General features: G+C 67.9%; 24 protein-coding genes and 1 riboswitch. Of the genes, 7 read left to right on the forward strand and 17 right to left on the reverse strand.

The genetic code is table 11. The features are described 5' to 3' along the window. The first annotated feature begins 94 nt into the window (after positions 1-94). Positions 95-808, forward strand: a complete 714-nt coding sequence (locus tag B4E96_RS06695) for a LysE family translocator (RefSeq protein ID WP_286956881.1) — start codon at positions 95-97, stop codon at positions 806-808. A 55-nt stretch (positions 809-863) separates the two neighbouring features. On the opposite strand, the gene B4E96_RS06700 is transcribed toward B4E96_RS06695, so the two are convergent. The 5 genes from B4E96_RS06700 to thiM all read right to left on the reverse strand — a co-directional run bounded on the left by B4E96_RS06700 (position 864) and on the right by thiM (position 5350). Next, a complete protein-coding gene (locus B4E96_RS06700) occupies positions 864-1967 on the reverse strand; it encodes an epimerase (protein WP_286956882.1) in 1104 nt (367 codons plus the stop codon). Between the two features lie 13 nt (positions 1968-1980). Beyond that, complete coding sequence (locus B4E96_RS06705) at positions 1981-2736, reverse strand: TenA family protein (RefSeq protein WP_286956883.1); 756 nt, start codon at positions 2734-2736, stop codon at positions 1981-1983. 59 nt (positions 2737-2795) lie between these two features. Then, positions 2796-3725 carry a bifunctional hydroxymethylpyrimidine kinase/phosphomethylpyrimidine kinase gene (thiD, locus tag B4E96_RS06710; RefSeq protein WP_286956884.1) on the reverse strand — a complete coding sequence of 310 codons (930 nt, stop codon included), beginning with the start codon at positions 3723-3725 and terminating at the stop codon, positions 2796-2798. Between the two features lie 3 nt (positions 3726-3728). Then, complete coding sequence (thiE, locus tag B4E96_RS06715; protein WP_286956885.1) at positions 3729-4490, reverse strand: thiamine phosphate synthase; 762 nt, start codon at positions 4488-4490, stop codon at positions 3729-3731. Next, positions 4487-5350, reverse strand: a complete 864-nt coding sequence (thiM, locus tag B4E96_RS06720; RefSeq protein WP_286956886.1) for a hydroxyethylthiazole kinase — start codon at positions 5348-5350, stop codon at positions 4487-4489. The genes thiE and thiM overlap by 4 nt, the downstream gene beginning before the upstream one ends. Then, a riboswitch (TPP riboswitch) is annotated at positions 5338-5434 on the reverse strand. Its footprint overlaps the gene before it by 13 nt. A 154-nt stretch (positions 5435-5588) precedes the next feature. Between thiM and B4E96_RS06725 the strand changes: the two genes are divergently transcribed. From B4E96_RS06725 to B4E96_RS06740, 4 genes are all read left to right on the forward strand, one after another. Further along, positions 5589-6443: an acyl-CoA thioesterase gene (locus tag B4E96_RS06725; protein ID WP_286956887.1), complete on the forward strand. Its 855-nt coding sequence runs from the start codon at positions 5589-5591 to the stop codon at positions 6441-6443. Positions 6444-6543: 100 nt separating this feature from the next. Continuing rightward, complete coding sequence (locus B4E96_RS06730) at positions 6544-7521, forward strand: metal ABC transporter substrate-binding protein (protein ID WP_414632679.1); 978 nt, start codon at positions 6544-6546, stop codon at positions 7519-7521. A gap of 55 nt (positions 7522-7576) precedes the next feature. Beyond that, complete coding sequence (locus B4E96_RS06735) at positions 7577-8473, forward strand: metal ABC transporter ATP-binding protein (RefSeq protein ID WP_286956889.1); 897 nt, start codon at positions 7577-7579, stop codon at positions 8471-8473. Beyond that, positions 8470-9333 (forward strand): metal ABC transporter permease, encoded by an 864-nt coding sequence (locus tag B4E96_RS06740; protein WP_286956890.1) that lies wholly within the window; start codon positions 8470-8472, stop codon positions 9331-9333. The genes B4E96_RS06735 and B4E96_RS06740 overlap by 4 nt, the downstream gene beginning before the upstream one ends. Here the strand turns inward: B4E96_RS06740 and B4E96_RS06745 are convergent. Next, positions 9322-10065 (reverse strand): metal-dependent transcriptional regulator, encoded by a 744-nt coding sequence (locus B4E96_RS06745; RefSeq protein WP_349680643.1) that lies wholly within the window; start codon positions 10063-10065, stop codon positions 9322-9324. The genes B4E96_RS06740 and B4E96_RS06745 overlap by 12 nt on opposite strands. Before the next feature lie 2 nt (positions 10066-10067). Continuing rightward, the gene (guaB, locus tag B4E96_RS06750) at positions 10068-11591 is read right to left on the reverse strand and encodes an IMP dehydrogenase (protein ID WP_286956891.1); all 1524 of its coding nucleotides are present in this window, start codon (positions 11589-11591) and stop codon (positions 10068-10070) included. Between the two features lie 152 nt (positions 11592-11743). Between guaB and B4E96_RS06755 the strand changes: the two genes are divergently transcribed. Beyond that, on the forward strand, positions 11744-12349 hold the full coding sequence (locus tag B4E96_RS06755) for a GNAT family N-acetyltransferase (protein ID WP_286956892.1): 606 nt from the start codon (positions 11744-11746) through the stop codon (positions 12347-12349). An 81-nt stretch (positions 12350-12430) separates the two neighbouring features. Here B4E96_RS06755 and B4E96_RS06760 read toward each other — a convergent pair whose 3' ends face one another. The 6 genes from B4E96_RS06760 to B4E96_RS06785 all read right to left on the reverse strand — a co-directional run bounded on the left by B4E96_RS06760 (position 12431) and on the right by B4E96_RS06785 (position 18909). After that, positions 12431-13225 (reverse strand): hypothetical protein, encoded by a 795-nt coding sequence (locus tag B4E96_RS06760; protein WP_286956893.1) that lies wholly within the window; start codon positions 13223-13225, stop codon positions 12431-12433. 203 nt (positions 13226-13428) lie between these two features. Continuing rightward, positions 13429-14442 carry a pseudouridine synthase gene (locus tag B4E96_RS06765; protein WP_286956895.1) on the reverse strand — a complete coding sequence of 338 codons (1014 nt, stop codon included), beginning with the start codon at positions 14440-14442 and terminating at the stop codon, positions 13429-13431. A gap of 117 nt (positions 14443-14559) precedes the next feature. Further along, positions 14560-16152: a chaperonin GroEL gene (gene groL, locus B4E96_RS06770; RefSeq protein WP_259797743.1), complete on the reverse strand. Its 1593-nt coding sequence runs from the start codon at positions 16150-16152 to the stop codon at positions 14560-14562. A gap of 49 nt (positions 16153-16201) precedes the next feature. Then, positions 16202-16495: a co-chaperone GroES gene (gene groES, locus B4E96_RS06775; RefSeq protein WP_102161854.1), complete on the reverse strand. Its 294-nt coding sequence runs from the start codon at positions 16493-16495 to the stop codon at positions 16202-16204. Between the two features lie 222 nt (positions 16496-16717). Further along, entirely contained in the window at positions 16718-17587 is an 870-nt protein-coding gene (locus tag B4E96_RS06780; RefSeq protein ID WP_286956896.1) for a formate/nitrite transporter family protein, read from the reverse strand. 101 nt (positions 17588-17688) lie between these two features. Beyond that, positions 17689-18909: a resuscitation-promoting factor gene (locus B4E96_RS06785; protein WP_259797738.1), complete on the reverse strand. Its 1221-nt coding sequence runs from the start codon at positions 18907-18909 to the stop codon at positions 17689-17691. Positions 18910-19224: 315 nt separating this feature from the next. Between B4E96_RS06785 and B4E96_RS06790 the strand changes: the two genes are divergently transcribed. Continuing rightward, positions 19225-19902, forward strand: a complete 678-nt coding sequence (locus tag B4E96_RS06790) for a hypothetical protein (protein ID WP_259797736.1) — start codon at positions 19225-19227, stop codon at positions 19900-19902. Positions 19903-19925: 23 nt separating this feature from the next. Here B4E96_RS06790 and B4E96_RS06795 read toward each other — a convergent pair whose 3' ends face one another. From B4E96_RS06795 to B4E96_RS06810, 4 genes are read right to left on the reverse strand one after another with little or no spacing between them, the layout of a single operon-like run. Next, positions 19926-20849 (reverse strand): TatD family hydrolase, encoded by a 924-nt coding sequence (locus B4E96_RS06795; RefSeq protein WP_259797734.1) that lies wholly within the window; start codon positions 20847-20849, stop codon positions 19926-19928. Between the two features lie 6 nt (positions 20850-20855). After that, positions 20856-22520, reverse strand: coding sequence for a methionine--tRNA ligase (metG, locus tag B4E96_RS06800; RefSeq protein WP_286956898.1), 1665 nt, complete (start codon positions 22518-22520; stop codon positions 20856-20858). Between the two features lie 11 nt (positions 22521-22531). Next, entirely contained in the window at positions 22532-23422 is an 891-nt protein-coding gene (gene rsmI / locus B4E96_RS06805; RefSeq protein WP_286956899.1) for a 16S rRNA (cytidine(1402)-2'-O)-methyltransferase, read from the reverse strand. 3 nt (positions 23423-23425) lie between these two features. Further along, a complete protein-coding gene (locus tag B4E96_RS06810; protein WP_286956900.1) occupies positions 23426-23989 on the reverse strand; it encodes a DUF4190 domain-containing protein in 564 nt (187 codons plus the stop codon). Between the last annotated feature and the right edge of the window lie 109 nt (positions 23990-24098).

Below are 24098 nucleotides of genomic sequence, written 5' to 3' on the forward strand. Positions count from 1 at the left end.
CTGGTTCCACAATATTCCTGTCGGCACTGCATGTAGGAGTGCATGGCCGGCGCTCACAAAGGAAGCAGTCCCCGTTGTCCAGAGGAGGAATCTCGTGACCCTCACCGTGTTCGGCGCGCTCTTCGCCGCCTCGGTCGGCATCTCCGTGACGCCAGGTCCCGAGACCATGCTCGTCCTCCGCTACGGCGCCCTGCGCCGGCGGGCGGGCCTCTTCTGCACAACGGGGACTGCGCTCGGGGCACTCGTGTGGGCGGTGCTGGCGATCACCGGAGTCGCTGCGATCATGCAGCGAGAACCGGCCCTGCTCGCCGCGGTCAAGACCGTCGGCGGCATCTACCTGCTCTTCCTCGGCGCCAAGGCCGCCTACCCGCTCATCCGCACCTGGTGGTCCACCCGCCGCAGCCTGGCCACCGCCTCGGCTGGCGGGTCTGCTTCGGCGACCGGCGCCTCGGGCGCGGTGGAGGCGAGCACCGGCTCCCTCGAGCTTGCGGCAGTCAACGCATCCCTGCGCACGCCGACGGCGCTTGCGAGCTTCACGACCGGCCTGTTCACCGCGCTGACGAACCCGAAGTCCGGGCTGTTCTTTCTCGCGGTGCTGCCGACGTTCATCCCAGCTGATCCGGCGCTGGTCGACTATGCGATCGTCGTCGGCACGATCGTCGGGTGTCTGAGCCTCTACGCTACGAGTCTCGTGCTCGTCGCCGACCGGGTGTCATCGCTGCTGCGCACCCCGCGCGCCGATATGGTCCTCGACATCGTCTCGGCCAGCGTGCTCAGCATCCTCGGCGTGCTCATCCTCGCCCTCTGAGCCGGGCACTCCCCTGGCGCTGCCCCGGCCTGACAGCTTCCCTCGCCCGGCCGGCTCAGCCGTTGACGGCGCTGCGGACGGCGGGTTCCAGGTCCGGGTAGGCGAACGCGTAGCCGGCGGCGAGCAGCCGTTCGGGCAGCACCCAGCGGCTCTTGAGCACGAGTTCGGTCTCAGTGCGCATCGCGATCGCGCCGATCTCGAGCATCCAGCGCGCCACCGGCAGGCCGACCGGCATCCCGCAGGCCCGCCGGAGTGCTGCCATGAAGCCGCGGTTGTCCGAGGGATTCGGGGCGGCGGCGTTGATGGGACCGTCGAGCTCGGGATGGTCTTCGAGGAAGTCGATGATGCCGGCGACGTCGTCGAGGTGGATCCAGCTGAACCGCTGTCGGGCTCCGGGTGTGCCGTAGGTGTGGGCGGTGCCGGCGCGCCGGCGGCCGGGCGTGGCCGGCCAGCGGCCGTCGTACTGGGCGCCGCCGAGGCCGATGCGGGCTAAGTTGATGAGCGGGCCGAGGGCGCCGTTGCGGCTGCCGGCCCCTAGGCTGCGGGCTCCCGAGCTGCCGGCCCTGTAGCTGTCAGCCGCCCCGGAGCTGCCGGTGGTTTCGGAGGTGTCGCGTCCGAGCACGATCGCGGTGCGCAGGGCGACCCGGCGGGTGGCCGGCAGGTCGGCGGCGAAGAGTGCGCGCTCCCAGGCGCGAGCGACGTCGACGGAGAAGCCCTCGCCGATCTCGCCGCCGGATTCGGTCATCGGCCGGTCATCGGCGTGACGGTAGATCGTTGCGGTCGAGGCGTTGATCCACAGCGGCGGCGGATTCTGTGCGGCTGCGATCGCATCGGACAGGGCTGTGGTGGTGGACAGCCGGGAGGTGAAGATCTCCTCCCGGTTCTTCGCGGTGTAGCGGCATCCGACACTCTTGCCTGCCAGCCCGATGACGAGGCCCGCCCCGTCGACGGCAGCGGCGATGCCGCCCTCGTCATCCCAGGTAAGGTCGGCGTCGGATCGGGAGATCGTGACGACCTCCCGGCCTTCGGCCCGGTACTTGGGCACCAGGTGGCGGCCGATGAAGCCGCTGGATCCGCCGATGACGACCCGCCCGAGGCCGGTCTCACCGGCACCCTCCTGGGAGGTGCTGGCTGGGGTGGCCTCGGGGGTGTCGTGCATCGCCGTCACCCGATCAGGACAGTGCGGCCTCGGCTGCCGGTTCGCCGAGTGCTGCGACGTCCCAGGACTGGAAGACGTGTGCGGAGGCCCAGAAGTGCAGTTCGTACACGGTGGCCTGCGCGAAGGCGGCCATCATCGCCTGCCGGGTCGTCTCGTCGGCTGAGGCCATCTCGCGTTCGAGGATCGCGACGGCACCGTCGACGGATGCGTCGAAGTCGGGGCTGTCGTAGGTTTCGATCCAGGCGCGGTACGGGTGGGTGTCCATGCCGTCGCCGACACGTTCGGTGAGCACCTTGCCCATGTGTGCGTACACCCAGAAGCACGGCAGCACTGCGGCCGCGCCGACCGGGTAGGGAGCGGTTGCGGCCTGGGCGATGAGGTAGGAGGTGTAGCCCAGCGTCGTCGGCGAGGGCTGCGGCTGCCCGTCGGCGTCGGTCAGCTGGCTGCGGGCCGAGGCGAATCGCTCCTCGGCCAGCAGTGCAGCGTGCATCTCCTCTTCGACGGTGACGGCCTCGCCTGCGGCCAGCGTCCAGAAGCGGGTGTCCTCGCGGTTCGGGGCGCGCACACCGAGCTGGCTCATCGCCCGGGCATAACCGTTGAGGTACAGCTCGTCCTGCAGGATGTAGTTGACGAAGGTCCGCACCGGCAGTTCGCCGGTGGCGAGTGCCTCGAGAAAGGGCAGGTTCTCGATCTCATCTAGGGTGCCGGTGACGGAGTCCCAGATCGCCTGGGTGTGCTCGCCTGCGACGAAGCGGTTGCGGTCGGTCATGGCAGTCCTTTCCTTAGGTGCCCGGGCTCGGCGGGCGCTCATCTTCGAGGTGGGCGGGTTCAGCGCGTGACGGTGAGGTCGACGAGGTGGTCGACCGGCCCGTGGGCGCCTTCGGGGTTGAGGCTCAGCTGCCAGTGATCTGCCGAGGCGAGCGCACGGGCGAGGTAGTCCAGTGACCGTTCGACGGCTGCGGTGATGGTCTCCGAGCCAGTCGTGGTCTCCGAGGCAGTGGTGGTTTCCGAGGCAGTGGTGTCTGCGCCCGAGGCGGCGCTCGCCTGTGCGTGGCGGGCGGCGGCCATCTCAGCGGTGATCGTCGCGGAGAGGGTGCAGCCGGTGCCGTGGGTGTTCGGCGTGCGGATGCGGGTGTGAGTGAACTCCGCGGTGGTGCCGTCGGCCAGGGCGAGGACGTCGATGACCTCGTCGTCGAGACCGTGGCCGCCTTTGAGCAGCACGCCGTTCGCACCGTGTTCGATCAGCCGGCCGGCCTGGTCGCGCATCTGCTCGATGCTTGCGGCTTCGGGTTCGGGTTCGCCGAGCAGCAGTGCGGCTTCGGGCAGGTTCGGGGTGATGAGGTCCGCGCGCGGCATGAGCTGGCGGCGCACGGAGTCGACGGCGTCGTCGTCGAGCAGCCGGTGTCCGGAGGTGGCGACCATGACAGGGTCGACGACGAAGTAGCCGAGGTCCTTCTCATCGGCGGTGTGACAGACGAGTTCGACGAGGCTGCGGGTGGCGAGCATCCCGGTCTTCGTCGCGTCGACGGGCATGTCGTCGAGCACGCTGGACAGCTGGGCTTCGACGAAGGCCTCGTCGATGCCGTAGACCTCGCTGACGCCGTGGGTGTTCTGGGCGACCAGAGCGGTGATGGCGGTGGTGCCGTAGACGCCGCGGGCGCAGAAGGCTTTGAGGTCAGCGTGGATGCCGGCGCCGCCGGACGGGTCGGTGCCGGCGATGGACAGGGCGATCGGCGGGCGGGATGCGGGTGCGGGCATTGTTCAGCGTCCTCCGTCTGCAGTGTGGGAACCGGTGTCGTCGTGCGTCGCAGCCCGGTCCTCGGTATCGGGTGTCTGGCCGGTGAGAAACGCGGTCTTGATCCCGGCAGCGGCTGCGCGCGGGTCGGCGGCTGTGCAGATGGCGGAGACGACGCAGATGCCGGCGACTCCGGTGCCGTGCATCTTGGCAGCACCTGCCAGGTCGATGCCGCCGATGCCGAAGACCGGCAGGCCGGCTTCGCCGGCGAGCGCGCGGATCTTCTCGGGGCCGAGGACGTCGCGGGCGTTCTTCTTCGTCGTCGTCGGAAACGCCAGGCCCACGCCGAGCAGGTCGACGGTGCCGGCCTCACGGGCGGCGGCGAACTGATCCGGGGTGGTGGCCGAGAGCCCGAGCAGGGCCTCCTGGCCGATGTGCTGGCGGACTTCGGCAAACGGCATGTCGTCCTGGCCGACGTGCAGGTGCACGAGGTGTCCTTCGCTGTTGAGCTGTTCGACGACGGCGACGCGGTCGTTGACGAACACCGGCACCGGCCGGGTGATCTTCGCATCGCCGAGCACCTCGTCGACGGCTCGCAGCACATCGCAGGTGAGGTCGTACATGGCGTCGTCGGTGATGTCCTTATCCCGGATCTGGACCATTCCCGCCCCGCCGGCCACCGCCTCGGCGACGGTCTCGGCCACCGACCGGCCGGCGGCAGCACACTGGGCGGTGTCGGTGATGAAGTACAGGGCGGTGTCGACCTCGGCGAGGCGATCGTGGCTCATGCGGTGACTTCCACGGTGTCGTAGCTGACGCTGACTGCGGCGATGTCCGCGGCGGTGACGGAATGCAGGGCGTCGAGGAACTCGACGGCGAAGCTGCCGGGCCCGCGGCTCGTGCTGGCCGCGCGGGTACCGGCGGCTGCATAGTGGGCGTGGGCGGCGACGACCGCGGCGAACGGGTCGGCCGGCAGAGCGCCGAGGTAGGCGGCGACGACACCGCCTAGCGAGCAGCCGGTGCCCACGACCAGCGGCATGTAGTCCGAACCGCCGGAGACCCGGGCGATGCGCACCTGCTCACCGGCGTGGACGATCGCGTCGACCTCGCCGGAGACAGCGACGACGGAGCCGAGTGCGTGGGAGAGCTGGATCGCAGCCTCCAGGACGGCTTCGACCTCGTCGGTGGAGTCGACGCCGCGAGCACCGGCACCGGTGCCGGCCAGGGCTGCGATTTCGGAGGCGTTGCCGCGGATGGCGGTCGGCTGCCAGGTCAGGGCCTGCTTGATGCGGGTGGTGCGGTAGTCGATGACACCGTAGGAGACGGGGTCGAGCACCCAGGGGGTGCCGGTCTCACGGGCGGCGGTGATGGAGGCGTCGGCGGCGAGGAAGTTGTGGGAGCTGGCGGTGCCGAAGTTGATGAGCAGGCCGTCGGCGATGCGGGTGAACTGGGCGGCATCGGCTTCGTGGTTGATCATCGCCGGTGAGGCGCCGATCGCCAGCAGCGCATTGGCACTGAGCGGCTGCACGACGGTGTTCGTGATGCACTGGACGAGCGGATTCGACTCCCGCACCGCGGTGGCAGCCGCTGCGAGATCGGGTATCGAGGCCGCCGTCTGTGCGGGGGCAGATGGGTGCTGCTGTGTCATGACAATCCCTTCGCCAGCATGATCCAGATCAGGTTCGATGGGTATGTTCTCAGCCCGGCCTGCCGGGCACCCCATGTCTGTCCGCCACTCTAACAGTCCTGGCTGATGACGCCAGTTTGCGCTGGAGTGTGACGGCGCGGCGGCGCGCGGAGTCCGCATGCATGGGTCGCTAGGATCGGAGCAGACGGCGAAATCCGTCGGCCACCGGCAGCGCACCTGATGAAAGCGGAGGAAACCTGTGAGCGATGTGCTCTTCTCACCCAGCGAAACCGGCGAGGGCTCGTTCCTCGATCTCATGCAGCTGGAGAAGATCGACAAGAACATCTACCGCGCTGGCTACGTCTTCGATGAGCCCTATGCCCTCTACGGCGGGCAGGTCGCAGCGCAGTCGGTGCACGCCGCGGCCCTGACCGTCGATGAGGAGCGCAAGCCGCACTCCCTGCACGGCTACTTCCTGCGCCCGGGCAATGCCGCCCGGCCGACGGTCTTCCAGGTCTTCCGAGACCGCGACGGCGGCTCCTACTCCGCCCGCCGGGTCGTCGCCACCCAGGACGGCGATGTCATCTTCAATATGGCCATCAACTTCACCCGCGGCAACGAAAGCCCCGACCTGCAGGGCCCGACGGCCGCCGCCGAGGCCGAGATCCGGTTCGGGAACCCCTCGCCGATGCCGCGGATGTTCTCCTTCGAAGCCCGCAGCACCGACCAGCCGTTCACCACGACCGACTACCCGGTCCGGTTCTGGGCCCGCTGCACAGAGGACCTCGGCGATTCCGACCTGCTGCACATCTGCGCCCTGACCTACCTATCCGACATCTCATCAGGTCTGGGGGCGTTCAATACCGATGAGTTCAAGTCCGGCTCCAGCCTCGATCACTCGCTGTGGTTCCACCGGCCGGTGAACATGAACGACTGGGTGCTGTGCGACTACGCCCCGCGCTCCGCCGCCTACGGCCGCGGTCTGTACACCGGCGACATCACCACAGCCGACGGCGTGCTCGTCGCCTCGGTCGCCCAGGAAGCCCTGTTCCGCAGGCTAACCCCGGAGCAGCTGCAGCACTACCGCGGGATCGGTCGGCAGAAGAAGGACTGAGATCCCTAAGCCGACCCCGCACCCCGCGCTCGCTTGCGCACATCAAATAGTTCGCATATGCGAACTTTGAAGATTCGCTGCGGGGAACTATTGTGATGCCATGGCATTCCGATCCCCCCTCCATCGCCTGCGCTCACCTCGCGCGCACAGTCGCACCCGGCGCATCCCCCTTCTCATCACCGGCCTGGTGAGCGCAGCCGCACTGGCACTGTCCGCCTGCAGCCCAGCAGCCACCTCGGGCACGGACGACGACCGCCCACTGGTGCTCACCACCTTCACCGTCCTCAAGGACATCGCCGCCAACGTTGCAGGCGATCACCTGCGGGTGGAGTCGATCACGCAGGAAGGCGCGGAGATCCACGGCTACGAGCCCTCCCCCAGCGACATCCGGCACGCTGAGGAAGCCGACCTCGTCCTCGAGAACGGCATGGGCCTGGAGAAGTGGTTCGAGCAGTTCATCGACGTCGCCGGCACGAAGCACGTCGTGCTCAGCGAGGGCATCAGGCCGATCGACATCACTGAGGACGCCTACGCCGGCAAGCCGAACCCGCACGCTTGGATGTCACCTGCCAACACCGCGATCTACGCCAAGAACATGGTGACGGCCTTCTCGGAGCTCGCCCCCGACCACGCTGCGGACTTCGAGGCCAACGCCGAGGACTACACTGCCAAGCTCACCGAAGTCGAGACTAAGCTGACCGACACGCTTGAGACCCTGCCGGAGAACCAGCGTGCGCTCGTCACCTGCGAAGGCGCTTTCTCCTACCTCGCCCGCGACGCCGGGCTGACGGAGAAGTACATCTGGCCGGTCAACGCCGAGCACGAGGCGACCCCGCAGCAGGTCGCCTCGACCATCGAATTCGTGCGCGAAAACGACGTCCCGGCCGTGTTCTGCGAATCGACCGTCAACGACAAGGCGATGCAGCAGGTCGTGGACGCCACCAACGCGAGCTTCGGCGGCACCCTCTACGTCGACTCGCTCACCACCGCCGACGGCCCCGTGCCGACCTACCTCGATCTCATCACCCACGATGCCGAGACCATCGCCGATGCTTTGACCGGGGCCGCAGGCGCATGACGGCCGCCGCAGTCTCACCGGCGTCGTTCATCCGGCTGCGCTTGACTGGACACCGATGACCCCTCCCCGCCCCCCGCACCAGCCTGCGGCGCACCCGCCCGGACCCGGCGCGTCCACCGCCCTGGAGGTCCGGAACGTCACAGTGCGCTATGGCTCCGTGCTGGCTCTCGACGAGGCGAGCGCCGTCATCGGCCGCGGCCGCATCTGCGGTCTGGTCGGCATGAACGGCGCCGGTAAGTCCACCCTGTTCAAGTCGATCGTCGGCAGCCTCAAACCGCAGTCGGGTTCCGTGCGCATCGCCGGCCTGCCGCCTGCCAAGGCCCGGCGGGCCGGGCTCATCGGGTACGTGCCGCAGGCCGAGATCGTCGACTGGGACTTCCCGATCACCGTGCGCGAGGTAGTGGGCACCGGCCGCTACGGGCGCACCGGGATCACCCGCCGGCTCACGCGGGCCGACCAGGACGCCGTCGAGGCCGCACTGGCCCGCGTCGAGCTCACCGAGCTGGCCGGCCGGCAGATCGGCCAGCTCTCCGGCGGGCAGCGCAAGCGCGCCTTCGTCGCCCGGGGCCTGGCGCAGGAGGCCACGGTGCTGCTGCTCGATGAGCCCTTCGCCGGCGTCGACAAGCGCTCTGAGCAGATGATCTCGACGGTGCTGCGCGAGGCCGCCGATGCCGGGACGACGATCGTCGTGTCCACCCACGATCTGCACGCGCTGCCGGATCTGGCCGATGAGGCGATCCTGCTCATGCGGCGTGTGCTGCTGCACGACTCGCCTGCCGAGGTGCTGCGTCCGCAGAACCTGGCGCTGGCCTTCGGACTCGATCCGCTCGGCCGGCCGACCGACAGGCCGACCAACAACCGGCGGGCCGGAGAGACCCCGGCTGCCGGCGGGGCCCCGACTGACGGCGACGCTGCGGCCAGCGATGGGAACTGGGACGGTGAACCGCATTGAACATCATCCACCTGCTCGCCGACCCGGTTTCCTATGAGTTCATGACCCGCGCGCTCATCGCCGCGGTCATGGTCTCGATCGTGTGTGCGCTGCTGTCATGCTGGCTGGTGCTCATCGGCTGGTCGCTTATGGGCGATGCCGTCTCCCATGCGGTGCTGCCCGGGGTCGTGCTCGCCTATGTCCTCGACGTGCCGTTCGCCATCGGCGCGCTCGCATTCGGGTTCCTCGCCGTCATCCTCATCGGGACGGTGCGCGACACCTCCCGGGTCAAGGAGGATGCCGCGATCGGCATCGTGTTCACCACGCTTTTCGCCCTGGGCATCGTGCTCGTGTCCGTCACCCCCTCGGACACGGACCTCACGCACATCATCTTCGGCAACATCCTCGGCGTCTCCCGGCAGGACCTCACCCAGATCCTCATCCTCACGCTCGCCGTGCTGCTTGTCGTGCTGGTCAAGCGCCGCGACTTCACGCTCTACGCCTTCGACCCGACCCATGCACATGCGATCGGCATGAGCCCGCGGCTCATCGGCGCGGTCATGCTCGCCCTGCTGGCCGTCACCGCGGTGGCGACCCTGCAGATCGTCGGCGTCGTCCTGGTCGTGGCGATGCTCATCATCCCCGGCGCCTCGGCCTACCTGCTGACGAACCGGATGAGCATGATGCTCATCCTCGCCCCGGCGATCTCGGTCGGCTGCTCGCTTATCGGCCTGTACACCAGCTACTACGCCGATACCGCGTCGGGTGGCATGATCGTGCTCGCTCAGGGCTTCGTCTTCACCCTCATCTACCTCTTCAGCCCCCGCCAGGGGGTCATCGCCCGGCAGCTCAAGCACCGGCGACTGCGCTCAGCGCTGTGAGGCCCACATCGCAGCAGCCGCCTCGGCCCCGAGGGTGAGTGCGGGCTGGCCCTCGCGTTCGAGCACGAGCGTGCCGGAGTACGGGGCTCCTGCGGCCAGTGTGACATCGGTGCCGACCTCAATGCCGCGCTCGGCGAGAAACTGCAGCAGTTCCGGATCGGCATCTGAGATCCGCTCGAGCCGGTAGTCGGATCCGGGTTCGCAGTCGGTGAGCTGCCGGGCCCGAGGTGTGGCGACCTGACCGTCGGCGGCTGGGATCGGGTCGCCGTGCGGGTCGCGGCCGGGGTTGCCGAGGTGGGCTGAGATCCGGTCGACGAGCTCATCGGAGACGGCGTGTTCGAGCACTTCGGCCTCATCGTGGACTTCATCCCAGCCGTAGCCGAGCACCTGGACGAGGAAGGTCTCGATGAGCCGGTGGCGGCGCACCATCTGCACCGCATGCGCCCGACCCTCCTCGGTCAGCGACACCGCACCGTAGCGGGTGTGGGTCACCAGTCCCTGCCTGCCAAGGCGTTTGATCGCATCGGAGACCGTCGACATCCTCAGGCCGGCCTTCTCGGCGATGATGCTGGGCTGGACGGGTGTGCGCTCCCGATCCCATTCCTGGACGCTCCAGATGATCTTGAGGTAGTTCTGCGCACTGGCTGTCAGCTCGGACACCGACGGTGCGCGCTCCCCTGCCGGGGCAGGCCCGTCCACTGGTACCGCCTGCGGCTTCTCGGCAGCAGCCACTGTCACTTCACCGTGTAGTTCGGCGCCTCGACCGTCATCTGGATGTCGTGCGGGTGGCTCTCCTTGAGCCCGGCTGCGGTGAGGCGGACGAACTGGCCCTTCTCCTTCAGCTCGGTGATCGTACGCGCGCCGACGTAGAACATCGTCTGCCGCAGCCCGCCGGTGAGCTGATAGGCGACCTGCTTGAGCTCACCGCGGTAGGCGACCCGGCCCTCGACGCCTTCGGGGATGAGGTCGGTGTCGGTCGACACATCGGCCTGGAAGTAGCGGTCCTTGGAGTACGAGGCGCCCTTGCGCGGGGCCATCGCACCGAGCGAGCCCATCCCGCGGTAGGCCTTGTACTGCTTGCCGTTGACGAAGATGAGCTCACCGGGGCTCTCATTGCAGCCGGCGAGCAGAGAGCCGACCATGACGGAATCGGCACCGGCGACAAGCGCTTTGCCGATGTCGCCGGAGTACTGCAGTCCGCCGTCACCGATCACCGGCACGCCGGCCTCACGGGCGGCCTGGTGGGCCAGGTGAATGGCGGTCACCTGCGGCACGCCGACGCCAGCGACGACGCGGGTGGTGCAGATCGAACCAGGACCCACACCGACCTTGATGGCATCGGCTCCGGCGTCGATGAGCGCCTGCGCCCCATGCCGGGTGGCGACATTGCCGCCGATCACCTGGACGCCGGCGAACTTCGGGTCCTTCTTCAGGGCGCGGATCATCTCGGTGACTCCGCGGGCGTGGCCGTTGGCGGTGTCGACGACGAGCACATCAACGCCGGCTTCGGCCAGCAGTCCGGCGCGGTCGTAGGCGTCGCCGTAGAAGCCGACGGCGGCGCCGACGCGCAGCCGTCCCTCATCGTCCTTCGTCGCCAGCGGGTACTCCTCGCTCTTGACGAAGTCCTTGACGGTGATGAGCCCGCGGATGACGTTGCTGTCATCGACCAGCGGCAGCTTCTCGATCTTGTTCTCGGCCAGCAGTTCGAAGGCCCGTTCGGCTGACACGCCGACCGGGGCGGTGATGAGCGGTGCGCGGGTCATGATCTCACCGACGGTGGTGGTGGCGAAGTCCTTGCGGGAGACGAAGCGCAGGTCGCGGTTGGTGATGATGCCGACCAGCACATTGTCCTCATCGACGACCGGCAGCCCGGAGATCCGGTACTGCCCGCACAGCTCGTCGAGCTCGGCGAGGCTGCGGTCGGCGGTGATCGTCAGCGGGTCGTTGATCATGCCCGATTCACTGCGCTTGACGTAGTCGGCCTGCTCGGCCTGGTCTTCCTTGCTCAGGTTGCGGTGCAGGATGCCGATGCCGCCGATGCGCGCCATCGCGATCGCCATCCGCGATTCGGTCACCGTGTCCATCGCCGCTGAGACCAGCGGGACGTTGATGTCGATCTCACGCGTCAGCCGCGTCGTCGTCGAGGCCTCGGACGGGATGACGTCGGTGTCCCCAGGCAGCAGCAGCACATCGTCGTAGGTCAGTCCGGTCAGCGCGAAAGGATCCTCCGCTGCTTTGAAGTGCTGCTCGATGTTCACCTGTGTCTACCTCCCGAGGCGGAATACGGCGTGGGGTCGCTGGCTCAATCGTAGTCCGTCGCAGCGGCCCGGCACCACACCCAGGACAAGGCCTGCCTGCAGCTCCGGCTGTGAGTCTGCCCTCGCCTCGGGCGCGGTCTACACTTGAGCCCATGATCGATCACGATGATGTGTCTGTTCCCCATGCCTTCGCTGCGACCCCGCAGCTGGCCGGCACACGGGTGCTGCTGCGCCGGGTCGAGGTCTCCGACGCCGAGGTGCTGGCCGCCGCCGTCGGGGACCTCCCGTCCTCGTGGGTGACGAGTGTGCCCGCGCCCGAGGCGATGGCTGATGAGATCGTGCGCCGGCAGGGCCTGCAGGCAGCTGGGTCCATGGCGCCGTTCGCGGTCGTGCTAGGCGGCCGGCCGGTGGGCATGACGACGTTCATGAACATCGATGCGGCCAACCGGCGGGTCGAGATCGGTTCGACGTGGCTGTCTCCTGCCGTGCAGGGCACCGGAGTGAATGCGGAGGCGAAGCTGCTGCTTCTCACCCGCGCGTTCGAGGCCCTTGACTGCATTGCGGTGGAGTTCCGCACGCACTTCCACAACTTCCAGTCCCGAGCGGCGATCGAACGCCTCGGCGCGAAGCCCGATGGGGTGCTGCGCTCCCACCAGCTGTTCAATGGGGTGCTGCGGGATACGGCGGTCTATTCGATCATCGCCTGCGAATGGCCCACGGTGAAGCGGGGTCTGGAGCACCGGCTGGCCGGCCGCTGAGGTCAGCGTCGCGTTCGGCGATCCGCCGGAAAGTCACAACGATGCGCACACTGAGGCGCTGCGCGTGCTCAGGCGGATGGCTCACCGGCGATGTCCTCCTGTACAGGGGCCGGTGGGCTCCGGAGTCGGCCTGCGCAGAGACGTGATCGGCATGAGGCAGACGAACAGGAAGATGACAACTGCGAGGGTGATCCCGGCAGGGACGATGACGCTTGTCGTGTCGTAGGCCGGCACAGCCTTGATGAACATGACGATTCCGACTGCCAGGCCCAAGCTCCCGAGCACCCAGCCGCCACCGAGGATGAAGGCGATGATCGGGTTGACCGCCATCATGCGCACCATGAAGACAGCCCCACCGAGAACCGAAAGCGTCACGGACCAGCAGCACAGGAACACCACGAGCAGGTGTGCCGCATCCGGTTCCCAGCTGTCGATGAAGAGCCCCGAAGGTGCGAAGTCGACCACGTACGGCCACACCAGCGTCGAGACTGTCAGCAGCCCGGCGTTCACCGCCGAGGTCGCGAAGATGAACGCCGCCACCGGCAGCCGCTTCTGGCCAGCGGTGGAGAAGACCATGCTGTAGTCCATGAACGGGAACATCCAGGACAGGACGACGAGGAAGATGAGGCCCATGAGTCCCGCCTGCTCGGCCGGGACGACCTCTCCCGTCTTGCCGAGCAGCAACTCCGCCCCGACGATTAAGACGATGACGGCCCCGGCTGCGGCCAGTGCGAGGCTGACGAGTACGGCCCGGCCGAAGCGCGGCAGCCATCTGATCGGCTTCTCGCTGTCATCGGAGAAGACCTCCTCGCGCTGCCGGTCGAGTTCGCTGAGATCGTAGCGCCCGTCGACCCGCGGCACACCGGCAGCGTACATGGACGGCTCCTCACGGCGCGGGTGCGGCACACGCGGTCCCGGCGGCGTCCGCTGCGCTGGCGGCCGAGGAGGCTGCGCTGGCGGCCGGGGAGGCTGCGGGGGCACAGTCCGGTCCGAAGGCGGGTTGGGATCGGTCATGGTGCCACTGTAATGGCGGGCCGACCCACCTCAGGTTGCGCTGCTGTGGCAGCCCTGTGACATCCTCATCCACCCAGCTGCGCCCACGCGGCGGCCGCGTCGAGCCGCAGCCCGGTGGCGAACCGCCGCTGCTGTCCGGTCAACGGGTCGGTGAAGGCGAGCGCGGATGCCAGCAGCTGCAAGGGGGAGGAGAAGTCGTAGGGATCCGGGTTGTCATCGACCGGGTAGACCGGGTCGCTGAGGATCGGCAGGCCCAGTGCGTGCATATGCACCCGCAGCTGGTGGGTCTTGCCGGTCACCGGCTGCAGCTCGAACTCCCCGATGCGCACGCCTCCCTCCCCCGTTCCCGAGGCGGCGGGCGCCTGGCCGCCGGCTGGCACCTCGTGCACGGTTGTCAGCCGGATCCGGGTGTGGGCGTTGGGCTCACCGGCCACTTCGCGGACCTGGCGGTCACCGGCGGTCTTCTCCAGCCGGGTGCGGCGCTCACCGGGCAGCGAATCCGGGTCGAAGCCCGGCGGCAGCACTGCCAGCGCCCGGTAGGTCTTCGTCACCTTCCGGTCTTGGAACAGCCGCTGATAGCGTCCACGGGATTCCGGCCGGCGCGAGAACACGAGCAGCCCGGCGGTGACCCGGTCGAGTCGGTGGATGGCGACCAGATCCGGTTCGCCGCGGTCGACGCGCAACCGGGTGACGGCGCATTCGCGTACGAACCGGCCGTTGGGGGTGCTGGCCAGGAAGTGCGGCTTGTCGACGACGAGCAGATCCTCGTCCTCGTCCACGACGCCGATCTCGAACGGCACCCGGGGCTCGGGCGGAACCGGGCGGTGGAACCAATAGAAGGCTCCGGGGATGACCGGGTCCTCCAGCCGAGCGGGTCCGGCCTCAGCGGTGCACAGGCGGCCGTCGGTTACGAGCGCTGCCCGCGCCTCGGGTGTGGAGTCCGGCACGAGGACGGCGAGCATCTCATCGACGCTGTCCGGCACCGGGGCGCCGGCCAGCGCGTGGGTCTCATGCCCGCCAGGGGCGCGCAGGCGGGTGGCGGAGATCCCCTCACGTGGGGGCAGTGGGCTGCGGGGCATGTGCCCCAGCCTACGGGTTCAGCATCCCGCAGCGCCTCGGCGCGCACAGCACTGCGCCCCTGGGAGGTTCTCCCAGGGGCGCAGTGTCAGTGCTGAGGCAGGCTCAGAGGCAGAGGGTCAGTCCTCGTCCTCTTCTTCCTGCTTCTCCACGACGAGGGTCTCGGTGGTGAGCACGAGTGCTGCGATCGAGGCTGCGTTGCGCAGCGCCGAACGGGTCACCTTGACCGGGTCGATGATGCCCTGAGCGATGAGATCGCCGTACTCGCCGGTGGCGGCGTTGAAGCCCTGACCGGCGTCGAGCTCTGCGACCTTCGAGGCGACGACGTAGCCGTCCTGGCCGGCGTTCTCCGCGATCCAGCGCAGCGGCTCGCCGATCGCGCGGCGCACGATCGTCAGGCCGGTCTGGGCGTCGCCCGAGATGCCGAGGTCGACGTTCTCCAGGGCCTTGCCGGCATGGACGAGGGCTGCGCCGCCGCCGGCGACAATGCCCTCTTCGATGGCGGCACGGGTGGCCGACACTGCGTCCTCGACGCGGTGCTTGCGCTCCTTGAGCTCCACCTCGGTCGCGGCACCGACCTTGATGACTGCCACGCCGCCGGCCAGCTTGGCCAGGCGCTCCTGCAGCTTCTCACGGTCCCAGTCCGAATCGGTGTTCTCGACCTCGGCGCGGATCTGCGCAACCCGGTCCGACACGGCGTCATCGGAACCGGCGCCGTCGACGACGGTCGTCGAGTCCTTGGTGACGGTGACGGTGCGGGCGTTGCCCAGATCGTCGAGCGTCACCTGGTCGAGCTTCATGCCCATATCGGCGGTGACGACGGTGCCGCCGGTGAGCACGGCGAGGTCTTCGAGGATCGCCTTGCGGCGGTCGCCGAAGCCCGGTGCCTTGACGGCAGCGACGTTGAGGATGCCGCGCAGCTTGTTGACCACGAGGGTCGAAAGAGCCTCGCCCTCGACGTCCTCAGCGACGATGAGCAGCGGCTTGGAGGCCTGCTGCACCTTCTCCAGCACCGGGAGCAGCTCCTGGATGTTGGAGATCTTGCCCTGGTTGATAAGGATGTAGGGGTCGTCGAGGACGGCTTCCTGGCGGTCTGCGTCGGTGACGAAGTACGGCGACAGGTAGCCCTTGTCGAACTGCATACCCTCGGTGAACTCGAGCTCGACCGATGCGGCCTGGCTCTCGTCGATGGTGATGACGCCGTCCTTGCCGACCTTGTCGAAGGCCTCGGCGATCATCTCGCCGATCTCACGCGACTGCGCCGACAGCGCGGCGACGTGAGCGATCTCCTCGGAGCCGGAGACGTCGCGGGCGGTCTCCCGCAGCTTCTCCTCAACGAGTTCGACGGCCTTCTCGATGCCGAGCTTGAGCTGGCTGGGGGCGGCACCGGCAGCGACGTTGCGCAGGCCCTCGTGGACGAAGGCCTGAGCGAGCACGGTCGCAGTCGTGGTGCCGTCACCGGCGACGTCGTTGGTCTTGGTGGCGACTTCCTTGGCCAGCTGGGCGCCGAGATTCTCGTACGGATCGTCGAGTTCGACCTCGCGGGCGATCGTCACACCATCGTTGGTGATGGTCGGAGCGCCCCACTGCTTGTCGAGCACGACGTTGCGGCCGCGCGGGCCGAGGGTCACCTTGACGGTGTCGGCCAGCACGTTGACGCCGCGCTCAAGGGCCTTGCGCGCGTCGTCGTTGAACTGAAGTGTTTTAGCCATGTGTCACTTCCTTCTATGAAGTACGAACAGTCTGCTCAGGCGCAGATGCTCAGCCGATGACGGCGAGCACGTCACGCGCCGAGAGCACGAGGTATTCCTCACCTGCGTACTTGACCTCGGTGCCGCCGTACTTGGAGTAGATGACCTTGTCGCCGACGGCGACGTCGAGCGGCACGCGGTTGCCGTTGTCGGCGACACGGCCCGGGCCCACGGCGACGACTTCGCCTTCCTGCGGCTTCTCCTTGGCGGTGTCAGGAATGACGAGGCCGGAGGCAGTGGTCTGCTCGGCTTCAACCTGACGGATGACGATCCGATCTTCGAGCGGCTTGATGGAGACCGACATGTGCGGACACTCTCCTTTGTCTGTAGTCCTCAACAGCGTCCTGCGGCGGGCACTGGGTAGTGCTGTGGCCTGCTCGTCGTCGCGGGTGCCGAGCGTGCCGATCCGCTTCAGGGGCTGTTAGCACTCATTGGCTTAGTGTGCTAATTCGACTTTAGAGCGCTGCTTGGCACTCGGTCAACTCGAGTGCCAATTCCGTCGCGGAGCCACAGCCAGCACGCAGGCTCAGTCGCGGGCTGCCTCTTCTTCGAGGTCTTCGAAGCTCAGCTCACCGCGGCGCACTGCCCGCAGGATCCGCCACGTGCGCGCCATCCGCGGCAGCGTGATGATGAGCAGCCCGCCGAGCATGTTGAACGGGATGACGATCGCCATCCACACAAGGAAGTCCGTGACCGAGATGTCAGCTCCGGCGACCATCGCGCCGAAGATGATCATCGCGTTGAGTGCACCGTGCAGCAGACCCAGCCCGATGACGATGAGCCCGGAGATCATCGAGATGACAGCGAAGACGACGTGGTTGTCGGTGCCCTGCTGCATCCGGGTGGTGAGCGTGATGGAGGCACCGGCGAGCAGCGACAGGCAGATCATCACGAGCAGCGAGGGATTGTCGACGCAGCTGGCCGCCTTGTCGACGAGGGTGCCGTGGTAGTCCGGCAGGGCGAGCACCGTCAGCCACATGAAGGCGAAGCCGCCGGCGAGGTTGGTCACGAGTTTGACGCTCCACAGCCGCAGCAGCTGGAGCCAGGTGCCCTGTCCGGCTGCGATCGCGTGGATGGGCAGCAGGAACTCCTCGGTGAACAGCTCCGAGTGGGCCATCTTGAGGGCGAACATGCCGATGCCGAAGGCCATGCCGGCGAGGATGTCGCTGCCGGTGGCCTGCAGCACGAGGATCATCGCGAGGATCCCGAAGGAGACGTCGATGCCGCCGAACAAGCCGGTGATGATGAGCTCGACCCACGTGCGGTTGAGCCGCTTGGCGCCGGTGGAGACCGTGGCGGCGGCTTCGTTGAGCAGCTCCGGTTCGATGTCGAAGTCGGTGTTGCCCAGCCGGCGGCGCTGCTCGGCTTCATCGATGTCGGTCTGCGACTTCTTCACGGATGCCCCCTTCCAGGCGTCTGGCCACCTGACCAGGGTACGGGATGACACACCTCGGGCCCGGTACGATGACCGGGCCCGAGGTGATGGCTGGCTTCAGATCAGGCGCAGGCCCACTGTCCCCATCCTGCCTTCTTCTGCAGGATCTTGGCGCGCTTGAACTGCTCCTGGGGGCTGGCATCGATCGGATTGCCGGAGCCGCCGACGGAGCGCCACGTGGCGAGCTTGAACTGGAAGAGCCCGAAGTGGGCGCGGTTGGACTGATTGATCGCCCGCGGGTTGAAGTTCGACTCGCACTTGGCGACCGAGTACCACTTGGAGCCGGGTCCGCCGAGCATCTCCTTGATCTGGGCGGTGGTCATGCTGCCGGAGTAGTTGTCCTCGGAGTTGTCGGAGTCGTTGCCTTCGGAGTTGTCCGAGCCGCCGGAGCCGCGCTCGTCCTTGCTCCGCGAGCCCTTGTCAGATTCGCGCTTCTTCTCCGGAGCCTTGGTGCCCTCGACGACGACCTCTTCGACCGGCTTCTCAATGTCTTTGGAGGAGACCTCTTCGCGGCTGACCTCATCGCCGTTGACCGTGCGGACCTTGAAGACGACCTCGCGCTTGCCGTCCTTGCCCTTCTTCTCGACCTTCTTCTCACCGCGCGGCAGCGAGGAGTCCTTCTTGACGGTGACCTTCTTCTTGATCGTCTCGGTCTCGGTCTTCTCTTCGTTGACCACGCGCATGACGTTGACGACCTGACCGTCGTAGACGTTGGAGGTCAGCGGGGCAGACGTGATGTCGTCGGTGCCGAGCTCGATGCCGGCTTCGCTGATGACATCCTGGACGGTCTTCGAGGCGGCCTCGACAGGCTGGGTCTTGCCGTCGGCCATGACGTTGACGGTCTTCGCGGTGGTGACGTCGATGGTCTCGCCGTCGCTGATCTTGTCATCGAGGGCCGCGGAGACCTCGGCGCCCTCGTGCTCGATGCCGAGGTCGGCCAGGGCCTGTCCGACGGTCGAGGCGTTGGTCCATTCGTCCATCGGCTTGCCGTCGACGGTGAGGTCGAGGTCCTTGGCCTTGTTCACGACGATGTTCATGTCGCGTTCGACCTGGGTGCTGCGGCTGGGCTGGACCTGGTCGCGCTCGTCAAGCGTGATGTCCTGTGCGGCGAGCACGTCGTCGACGGTCGAGCCGAAGCTGCGGACCTGCTCGGCTTCGCCGTCGACCGTGACGTTGACGGGCTTGTTGAGTGCCACGAAGGCACCGGTGCCGCCGACGAGCGCGGAGATGACGACCGACTGCGCGACGATCTGCACCTTGCGATTGCGGATGGATGGAATCACGTAACTACCCCAATAGACTCTCTGCATATGCCAGCCCGCGGTGGCGGGCTCCAAGTGAGTGGCTGTCCGGCCTGCTGCGTGCGGGCCCGTCTGCGCCGCTGGATCGACGGCAGGCGTGAAGACAACGAGACCCAGCGTAACCGATTCGTTACCAACATTGCAAAGCTGTGACATAGACCGCGCTGAAGCCTGACGTCGTCGCTGGTCAGCGGCCAGAATTCGCGGCTGGCGGCGGGTCACAGGCGGTGTTACACATGACGTTCGGCAACCGGGCGGGAGTCCTGCAGCAGCCGGTTTCGCCGTAATGTGCTCCGTATGTCCGAGCCCACTCGCGCATTCCCCTCCGGTGCGGCCCCCTCCAGCTGGCTGGGCGATCCCGTCAGCCGTCATCCGCAGATCCGCATGCTGCGCAATCGGCTCAACCGGCAGCTTGTCAGCACGCTCATCTTCTCGGCAGCCGGGTTCCTCATCTTCGCCAGCGGCTGGTTCTACGCAATGCTCAGCTGGCTGCCGGATCTGGCCCCGACGGCCGAGGATGCCGCCGGCGTTCGGGAGCTCGCCGGCCTGGCTGTCGTGCCGCTGCTCGTCTGGCTCGCTGCCCACGGGCTGCTCATCCTGCTCGGTGCCGTGGGCTTCCGCGCCCGGGCGGCCCTGCAGTCGCTGCGCGGCGGGCTGGCTTACCGGGCGATGCCGGCCAGTGTGTTCCCGCGGGTGCTCATCATCCTGTATCTCATCGCCCTCGGGGTGACAGCACTGCTGGGCCTGGTGGCCGGGCTGCTGCCGATGCTGGCCGATTCCATGGTCATCACCAATACGTCCGACGAAGTCGCCACCGAGGTGCGCCGGCAAGCGTGGACGATCGCCGGTGCCTTCATCGCGTGGCTGTGCACGTCTCTCGTGCTGCTGTTCGTCTCGCAGGTCATCAACTTCCGCGGCCTGCTCACCGCCGCCCAGATCGAAAACGCCGTCGGCAGCGCGACCCGCGCCTACTGAGAGACCTCAGCCGACCGGGGCGTTCAGCTCAGCGCCCAGGAACCGAAGATCCGCTCAGCGTTCTCGCCGACGGTCCCGGCAATGTGGTCCTCGTCAACGCCGCGCACTTCGGCGAGCATGCGGACGGTCAGGGCCGTCATGTACGGCCCGCCGGGCTTGCCGCGGTGCGGGTGCGGGGTGAGGAACGGCGCGTCGGTCTCGGTGAGCAGCAGCTCATCGGGCACCACCGATGCCGCGTGCCGCAGGTCGTCGGAGCGTTTGAAGGTGACGTTGCCGGCAAACGACATGTAGTAGCCGCGCTCGGCGCAGATGCGGGCCATCTCGACGTCGCCGGAGAAGCAGTGGAACACCGTCTTGGCCGGTGCGCCCTCCTCGGCGAGGATGCGCAGCACATCGGCATGGGCCTCCCGGTCGTGGATCTCGAGCACCTTGTCGAGCCGTTTGGCCATCTCGATGTGGGCGCGGAAGGACTCCTGCTGGTCGGCCACGCCGTCGTCGGCGGTGCGGTAGTAGTCGAGCCCGGTCTCGCCGACCACCCGGATCCGCTCGGCACCGGCGAGCTGCTCGATCTCGGTCAGCGACTCCTCCAGCAGGCCGGCGGCGGCCAGCCGGGGCGCCTCGTTCGGGTGGATCGCCACCCCGCCGAGCATCCAGTCACGACCAGCGGCGGCCTCGGCGGCCACGACCTCGGCGGTCCAGCGGGCCGAGGCCATCTCGCAGCCGATCTGCACGATGCGCGTGATGTTGGCAGCCATCGCGGTGTCGTGGAAGAACGACAGCGGCGGGAAGGTCTCGTCTGCTTCGGGTTCGACCTCCGGGGCGGGTTCGCCGTCCTTGATCGGCCCGCGTGCGCCCACGCCGATGTCGAGGTGGCAGTGGGTGTCGACGCCGGGTGTGCTCAGCGGTGGGGGAACCTCGGGATACGTACCTGCAGCCCGTGATGCCATTGAGTCTTACTCCTCCACCTGGAACTTGGGGAACACCGGGGCCGGCTTGGGCAGCGGCGTGCCGGCGGCCAGCGGGGTGTCGATTGCGGTGAACAGGCGGGCCGGTTCGGGCCGGCCTGCCTCCGGGTCGCCTGCGCCCTCTGCGGCTCCACCGACGTGCACCGGGGTGATCGCCGGGGCGCCCTCATTGGCGGCATGGACGTTGCGGGCACCGGCTGCTGCCGCCGCCTCGCCTGCCGGCACGCCGAGCTGGTCGAGGATCTTCCCGGTCGATTCGGGCATCACCGGCTGGATGAGCAGCGTGATGATGCGCACGACTTCCAGGGTCACCCACAGCACGGTCTCCATCCGGGCGGTGTCGGTCTTCTTCAGCTTCCAGGGCTCCTGGGCCGAGAAGTACCTGTTCGCCTCGGAGAGCACCTTCCAGCAGGCGCCGACGTAGAGGTGCAGGTTCTGCACATCGACATGCCGGCGCGCCTCGGGCAGCACGCCGCGGGCCAACGCCAGCAGCTCCTCGTCCTCGGCGGTGAGCGAGCCTGGGGTGGGCACCTGGCCGCCGCAGTTCTTGGCGACCATCGACAGGGAGCGCTGGGCGAGGTTGCCGTACTCGTTGGCCAGATCGGTGTTCTTGCGGGTGATGATCGACTCCTCTGAGTAGGAGCCGTCCTGGCCGTAGGAGATCTCCCGCAGCAGGAAGAAGCGCAGGGCGTCGAGTCCGAAGGCGTCGATGAGGTCGTAGGGGTCGACGACGTTGCCGACGGATTTCGACATCTTCTCACCGGCGTTGAACAGGAAGCCGTGGGCGTGGATGCGCTCGGGCAGGGTGATGCCGGCGCTCATGAGGAAGGCCGGCCAGTACACGGCGTGGAAGCGGGCGATGTCCTTGCCGATGATCTGCGCATTCGGCGGCCACACCTGCTCGAATCGGTCACCGGAGCTGGCCTCGCCGGGGAAGCCGGCACCGGTGAGGTAGTTCGTCAGCGCGTCGACCCACACGTACATCACGTGCTTCTCATCGCCGGGCACCGGCACACCCCAGTCGAAGGTGGTCCGGGAGATCGACAGGTCGTTGAGCCCGGAGCGGACGAAGGAGGCGATCTCATTGCGGCGGCCTTCGGGCCCGAAGAACTCGGGCCGCTCCTCGTAGAGCTTCAGCAGCGGTTCAGCGTAGCGGGAGAGCCGGAAGAAATAGGACTCCTCCTCCGTCCACGTCACCTCGGCACCGGAGGACACCGCCACGCGCACGCCGTCGCGCACCTCGGTCTCGTCTTCGGCGAAGTACGCTTCATCGCGCACGGAGTACCAGCCCGAGTAGGAGTCGAGGTAGATGTCGCCGGCGGCCTCCATCCGCCGCCACAACTCCTGGCTGGCCGCGTAGTGGTCGGTGTCGGTGGTGCGGATGAACCGGTCATACGTCGAGCCGAGCACATCCTGCAGGTGCCGGAATTCGGCGGCGTTGCGGTCGGCGAGCTCGCGGCTGGTGATGCCCTCACGCTGGGCGGTCTGCTGCATCTTCAGCCCGTGCTCATCGGTGCCGGTGAGGAAGAACACCTGCTCGCCGTCGAGTCGCTTGAACCGGGCGATGATGTCGGCGGCGACGTACTCGTAGGCGTGGCCGATGTGCGGGGTGCCGTTGGGGTAGGCGATCGCTGTGGTGAGGTAGAACGTCATAGACGCTCAGTCTAACGCTCCGCCTGCAGGTACGTTTCATACGCCTGCCGCTTGGACACCCCGTGCCGGGTGGCGACTTCTCCGGCAGCGTCCTTGACCCGCATGCCGGCGTCGACGAGCCTGCGCATCTCCTCGATGTAGTCACCGGCGTCGGCGGCCTCGGGTGAGGCGCCGGAGATCACGAGGGTGATCTCCCCGCGCACCCCGTCGCCGACTCGCGCGCGCACCTCGGCGATGGTGCCGCGGATGACCTCTTCGTAGGTCTTCGTCAGCTCCCGGCACACTGCGATCTGCCGCTCGGGTCCGCATGCGGCCTCCAGGTCGGCGAGCGCGTCGACGAGCCGGTGGGGGCTTTCGAAGCACACGAGTGTGCGCTCATCGGCGGCCAGTGCGCCCAGCTTCTTCCGCCGCTCCCCTGCCTTGCGCGGCAGGAACCCTTCGAAGGCGAACCGGTCGCTCGGCAGCCCGGACAGGGCGAGCGCGGTGATGACGGCTGACGGGCCCGAGGCGGTGGTGACGGTGACGCCGCGGGCGTAGGCGGCGGCGACGACCCGGTATCCGGGGTCGGAGACGGCCGGCATCCCGGCATCGGTGAGGAGCACGACGTGCCTGCCGGCTGCGACCTCGTCGATGAGGGATTCGGCTTTAGCCTGCTCATTGTGATCGAACAGGCTGGTGATCTCCCGCGTGTGGCGGAGTCCGAGGCGTTCGGCCAAGCCGAGGAACCGGCGGGTGTCCTCAGCGGCGATGACATCGGCGGACTCGATCGCCGCCCGCATGTGGGCTGAGACGTCGTCGAGGTTGCCGATCGGAGTGCCGACAAGGGTCAGCCGGCCCGCCGCCGAGGTCTCGGGTGCGGGCCGGCTGCCGGTGTCAGCGGCGCGGTGGCTGGGTTCGCTCACCGGTCAGGAGCTGCTCATCACGCCGGCGCCGATGATGAGGAAGATGAAGACGAAGTAGGCCACCCAGAACAGCACGGCGAGCCCGACGATGACGTAGCCGACGATGAGACCCCAGGTGGCCAGGTTGTCGCCGGTCTCACCGGTGCGCTTGATCTGGCTCTTGGCGATGTGGCCGAGGATGATGCCGACGATGGCGGTCAGGCCGCTGGTGGCCAGGCCGACGAGCGACATGATGAGCGAGAGCAGCGCCAGGGTGTTCTGCGGCGGGGTCTGCACGTAGCCGGGCTGGCCGTATGACTGCGGCGTGCCGTAGCCGGTGCTTGCGTAGCTGTCGCTGCCGTAGCCGGTGCCTGCGTAGGTGTCGCTGCCGTAGCCGGTGCCTGCGTAGGTGTCGCTGCCGTAGCCGGTGCTGTCGTAGCCTGCGCCTGCCGGCTGGTGGGCGTAGGGGTCGCCGGCAGCCGGGCTGCTGTACGGGGTGGGGGCGCCGCTGTAGCCGCCGGCTTCTGGGGATCCGTAACCGTAGGGATCGCTGCTGCCGGAGCCGTTGGGCTGGTACTGATGCGACATCGTGCTCTCGCCTGGCCTTCTGTCATCGGGGGTGGGTGGTGCCAGTCAGCCGGTGCACCGGGTGCGTGCGACTGCCTGTACCAGCCACGGTACCCCGCGTGCTGATGGG

Origin of the sequence: Brevibacterium sp. UBA7493, from assembly GCF_002479565.1 — a bacterium.
Lineage (GTDB): Bacteria > Actinomycetota > Actinomycetes > Actinomycetales > Brevibacteriaceae > Brevibacterium > Brevibacterium luteolum.

Excerpts from the sequence above, each read along its gene's own strand:
- B4E96_RS06795 (WP_259797734.1), bottom strand. The coding sequence starts at position 20,849 with ATGGCATCACGGGCTGCAGGTACGTATCCCGAGGTTCCCCCACCGCTG.
- thiM (WP_286956886.1), bottom strand. The coding sequence starts at position 5,350 with ATGACACAGCAGCACCCATCTGCCCCCGCACAGACGGCGGCCTCGATA.
- B4E96_RS06790 (WP_259797736.1), top strand. The coding sequence starts at position 19,225 with ATGTCCGAGCCCACTCGCGCATTCCCCTCCGGTGCGGCCCCCTCCAGC.
- B4E96_RS06760 (WP_286956893.1), bottom strand. The coding sequence starts at position 13,225 with ATGTACGCTGCCGGTGTGCCGCGGGTCGACGGGCGCTACGATCTCAGC.
- thiE (WP_286956885.1), bottom strand. The coding sequence starts at position 4,490 with ATGAGCCACGATCGCCTCGCCGAGGTCGACACCGCCCTGTACTTCATC.
- B4E96_RS06705 (WP_286956883.1), bottom strand. The coding sequence starts at position 2,736 with ATGACCGACCGCAACCGCTTCGTCGCAGGCGAGCACACCCAGGCGATC.
- B4E96_RS06810 (WP_286956900.1), bottom strand. The coding sequence starts at position 23,989 with ATGTCGCATCAGTACCAGCCCAACGGCTCCGGCAGCAGCGATCCCTAC.
- B4E96_RS06755 (WP_286956892.1), top strand. The coding sequence starts at position 11,744 with ATGATCGATCACGATGATGTGTCTGTTCCCCATGCCTTCGCTGCGACC.
- groES (WP_102161854.1), bottom strand. The coding sequence starts at position 16,495 with ATGTCGGTCTCCATCAAGCCGCTCGAAGATCGGATCGTCATCCGTCAG.
- groL (WP_259797743.1), bottom strand. The coding sequence starts at position 16,152 with ATGGCTAAAACACTTCAGTTCAACGACGACGCGCGCAAGGCCCTTGAG.
- B4E96_RS06700 (WP_286956882.1), bottom strand. The coding sequence starts at position 1,967 with ATGCACGACACCCCCGAGGCCACCCCAGCCAGCACCTCCCAGGAGGGT.
- B4E96_RS06765 (WP_286956895.1), bottom strand. The coding sequence starts at position 14,442 with ATGCCCCGCAGCCCACTGCCCCCACGTGAGGGGATCTCCGCCACCCGC.
- metG (WP_286956898.1), bottom strand. The coding sequence starts at position 22,520 with ATGACGTTCTACCTCACCACAGCGATCGCCTACCCCAACGGCACCCCG.
- B4E96_RS06735 (WP_286956889.1), top strand. The coding sequence starts at position 7,577 with ATGACCCCTCCCCGCCCCCCGCACCAGCCTGCGGCGCACCCGCCCGGA.
- thiD (WP_286956884.1), bottom strand. The coding sequence starts at position 3,725 with ATGCCCGCACCCGCATCCCGCCCGCCGATCGCCCTGTCCATCGCCGGC.
- B4E96_RS06730 (WP_414632679.1), top strand. The coding sequence starts at position 6,544 with ATGGCATTCCGATCCCCCCTCCATCGCCTGCGCTCACCTCGCGCGCAC.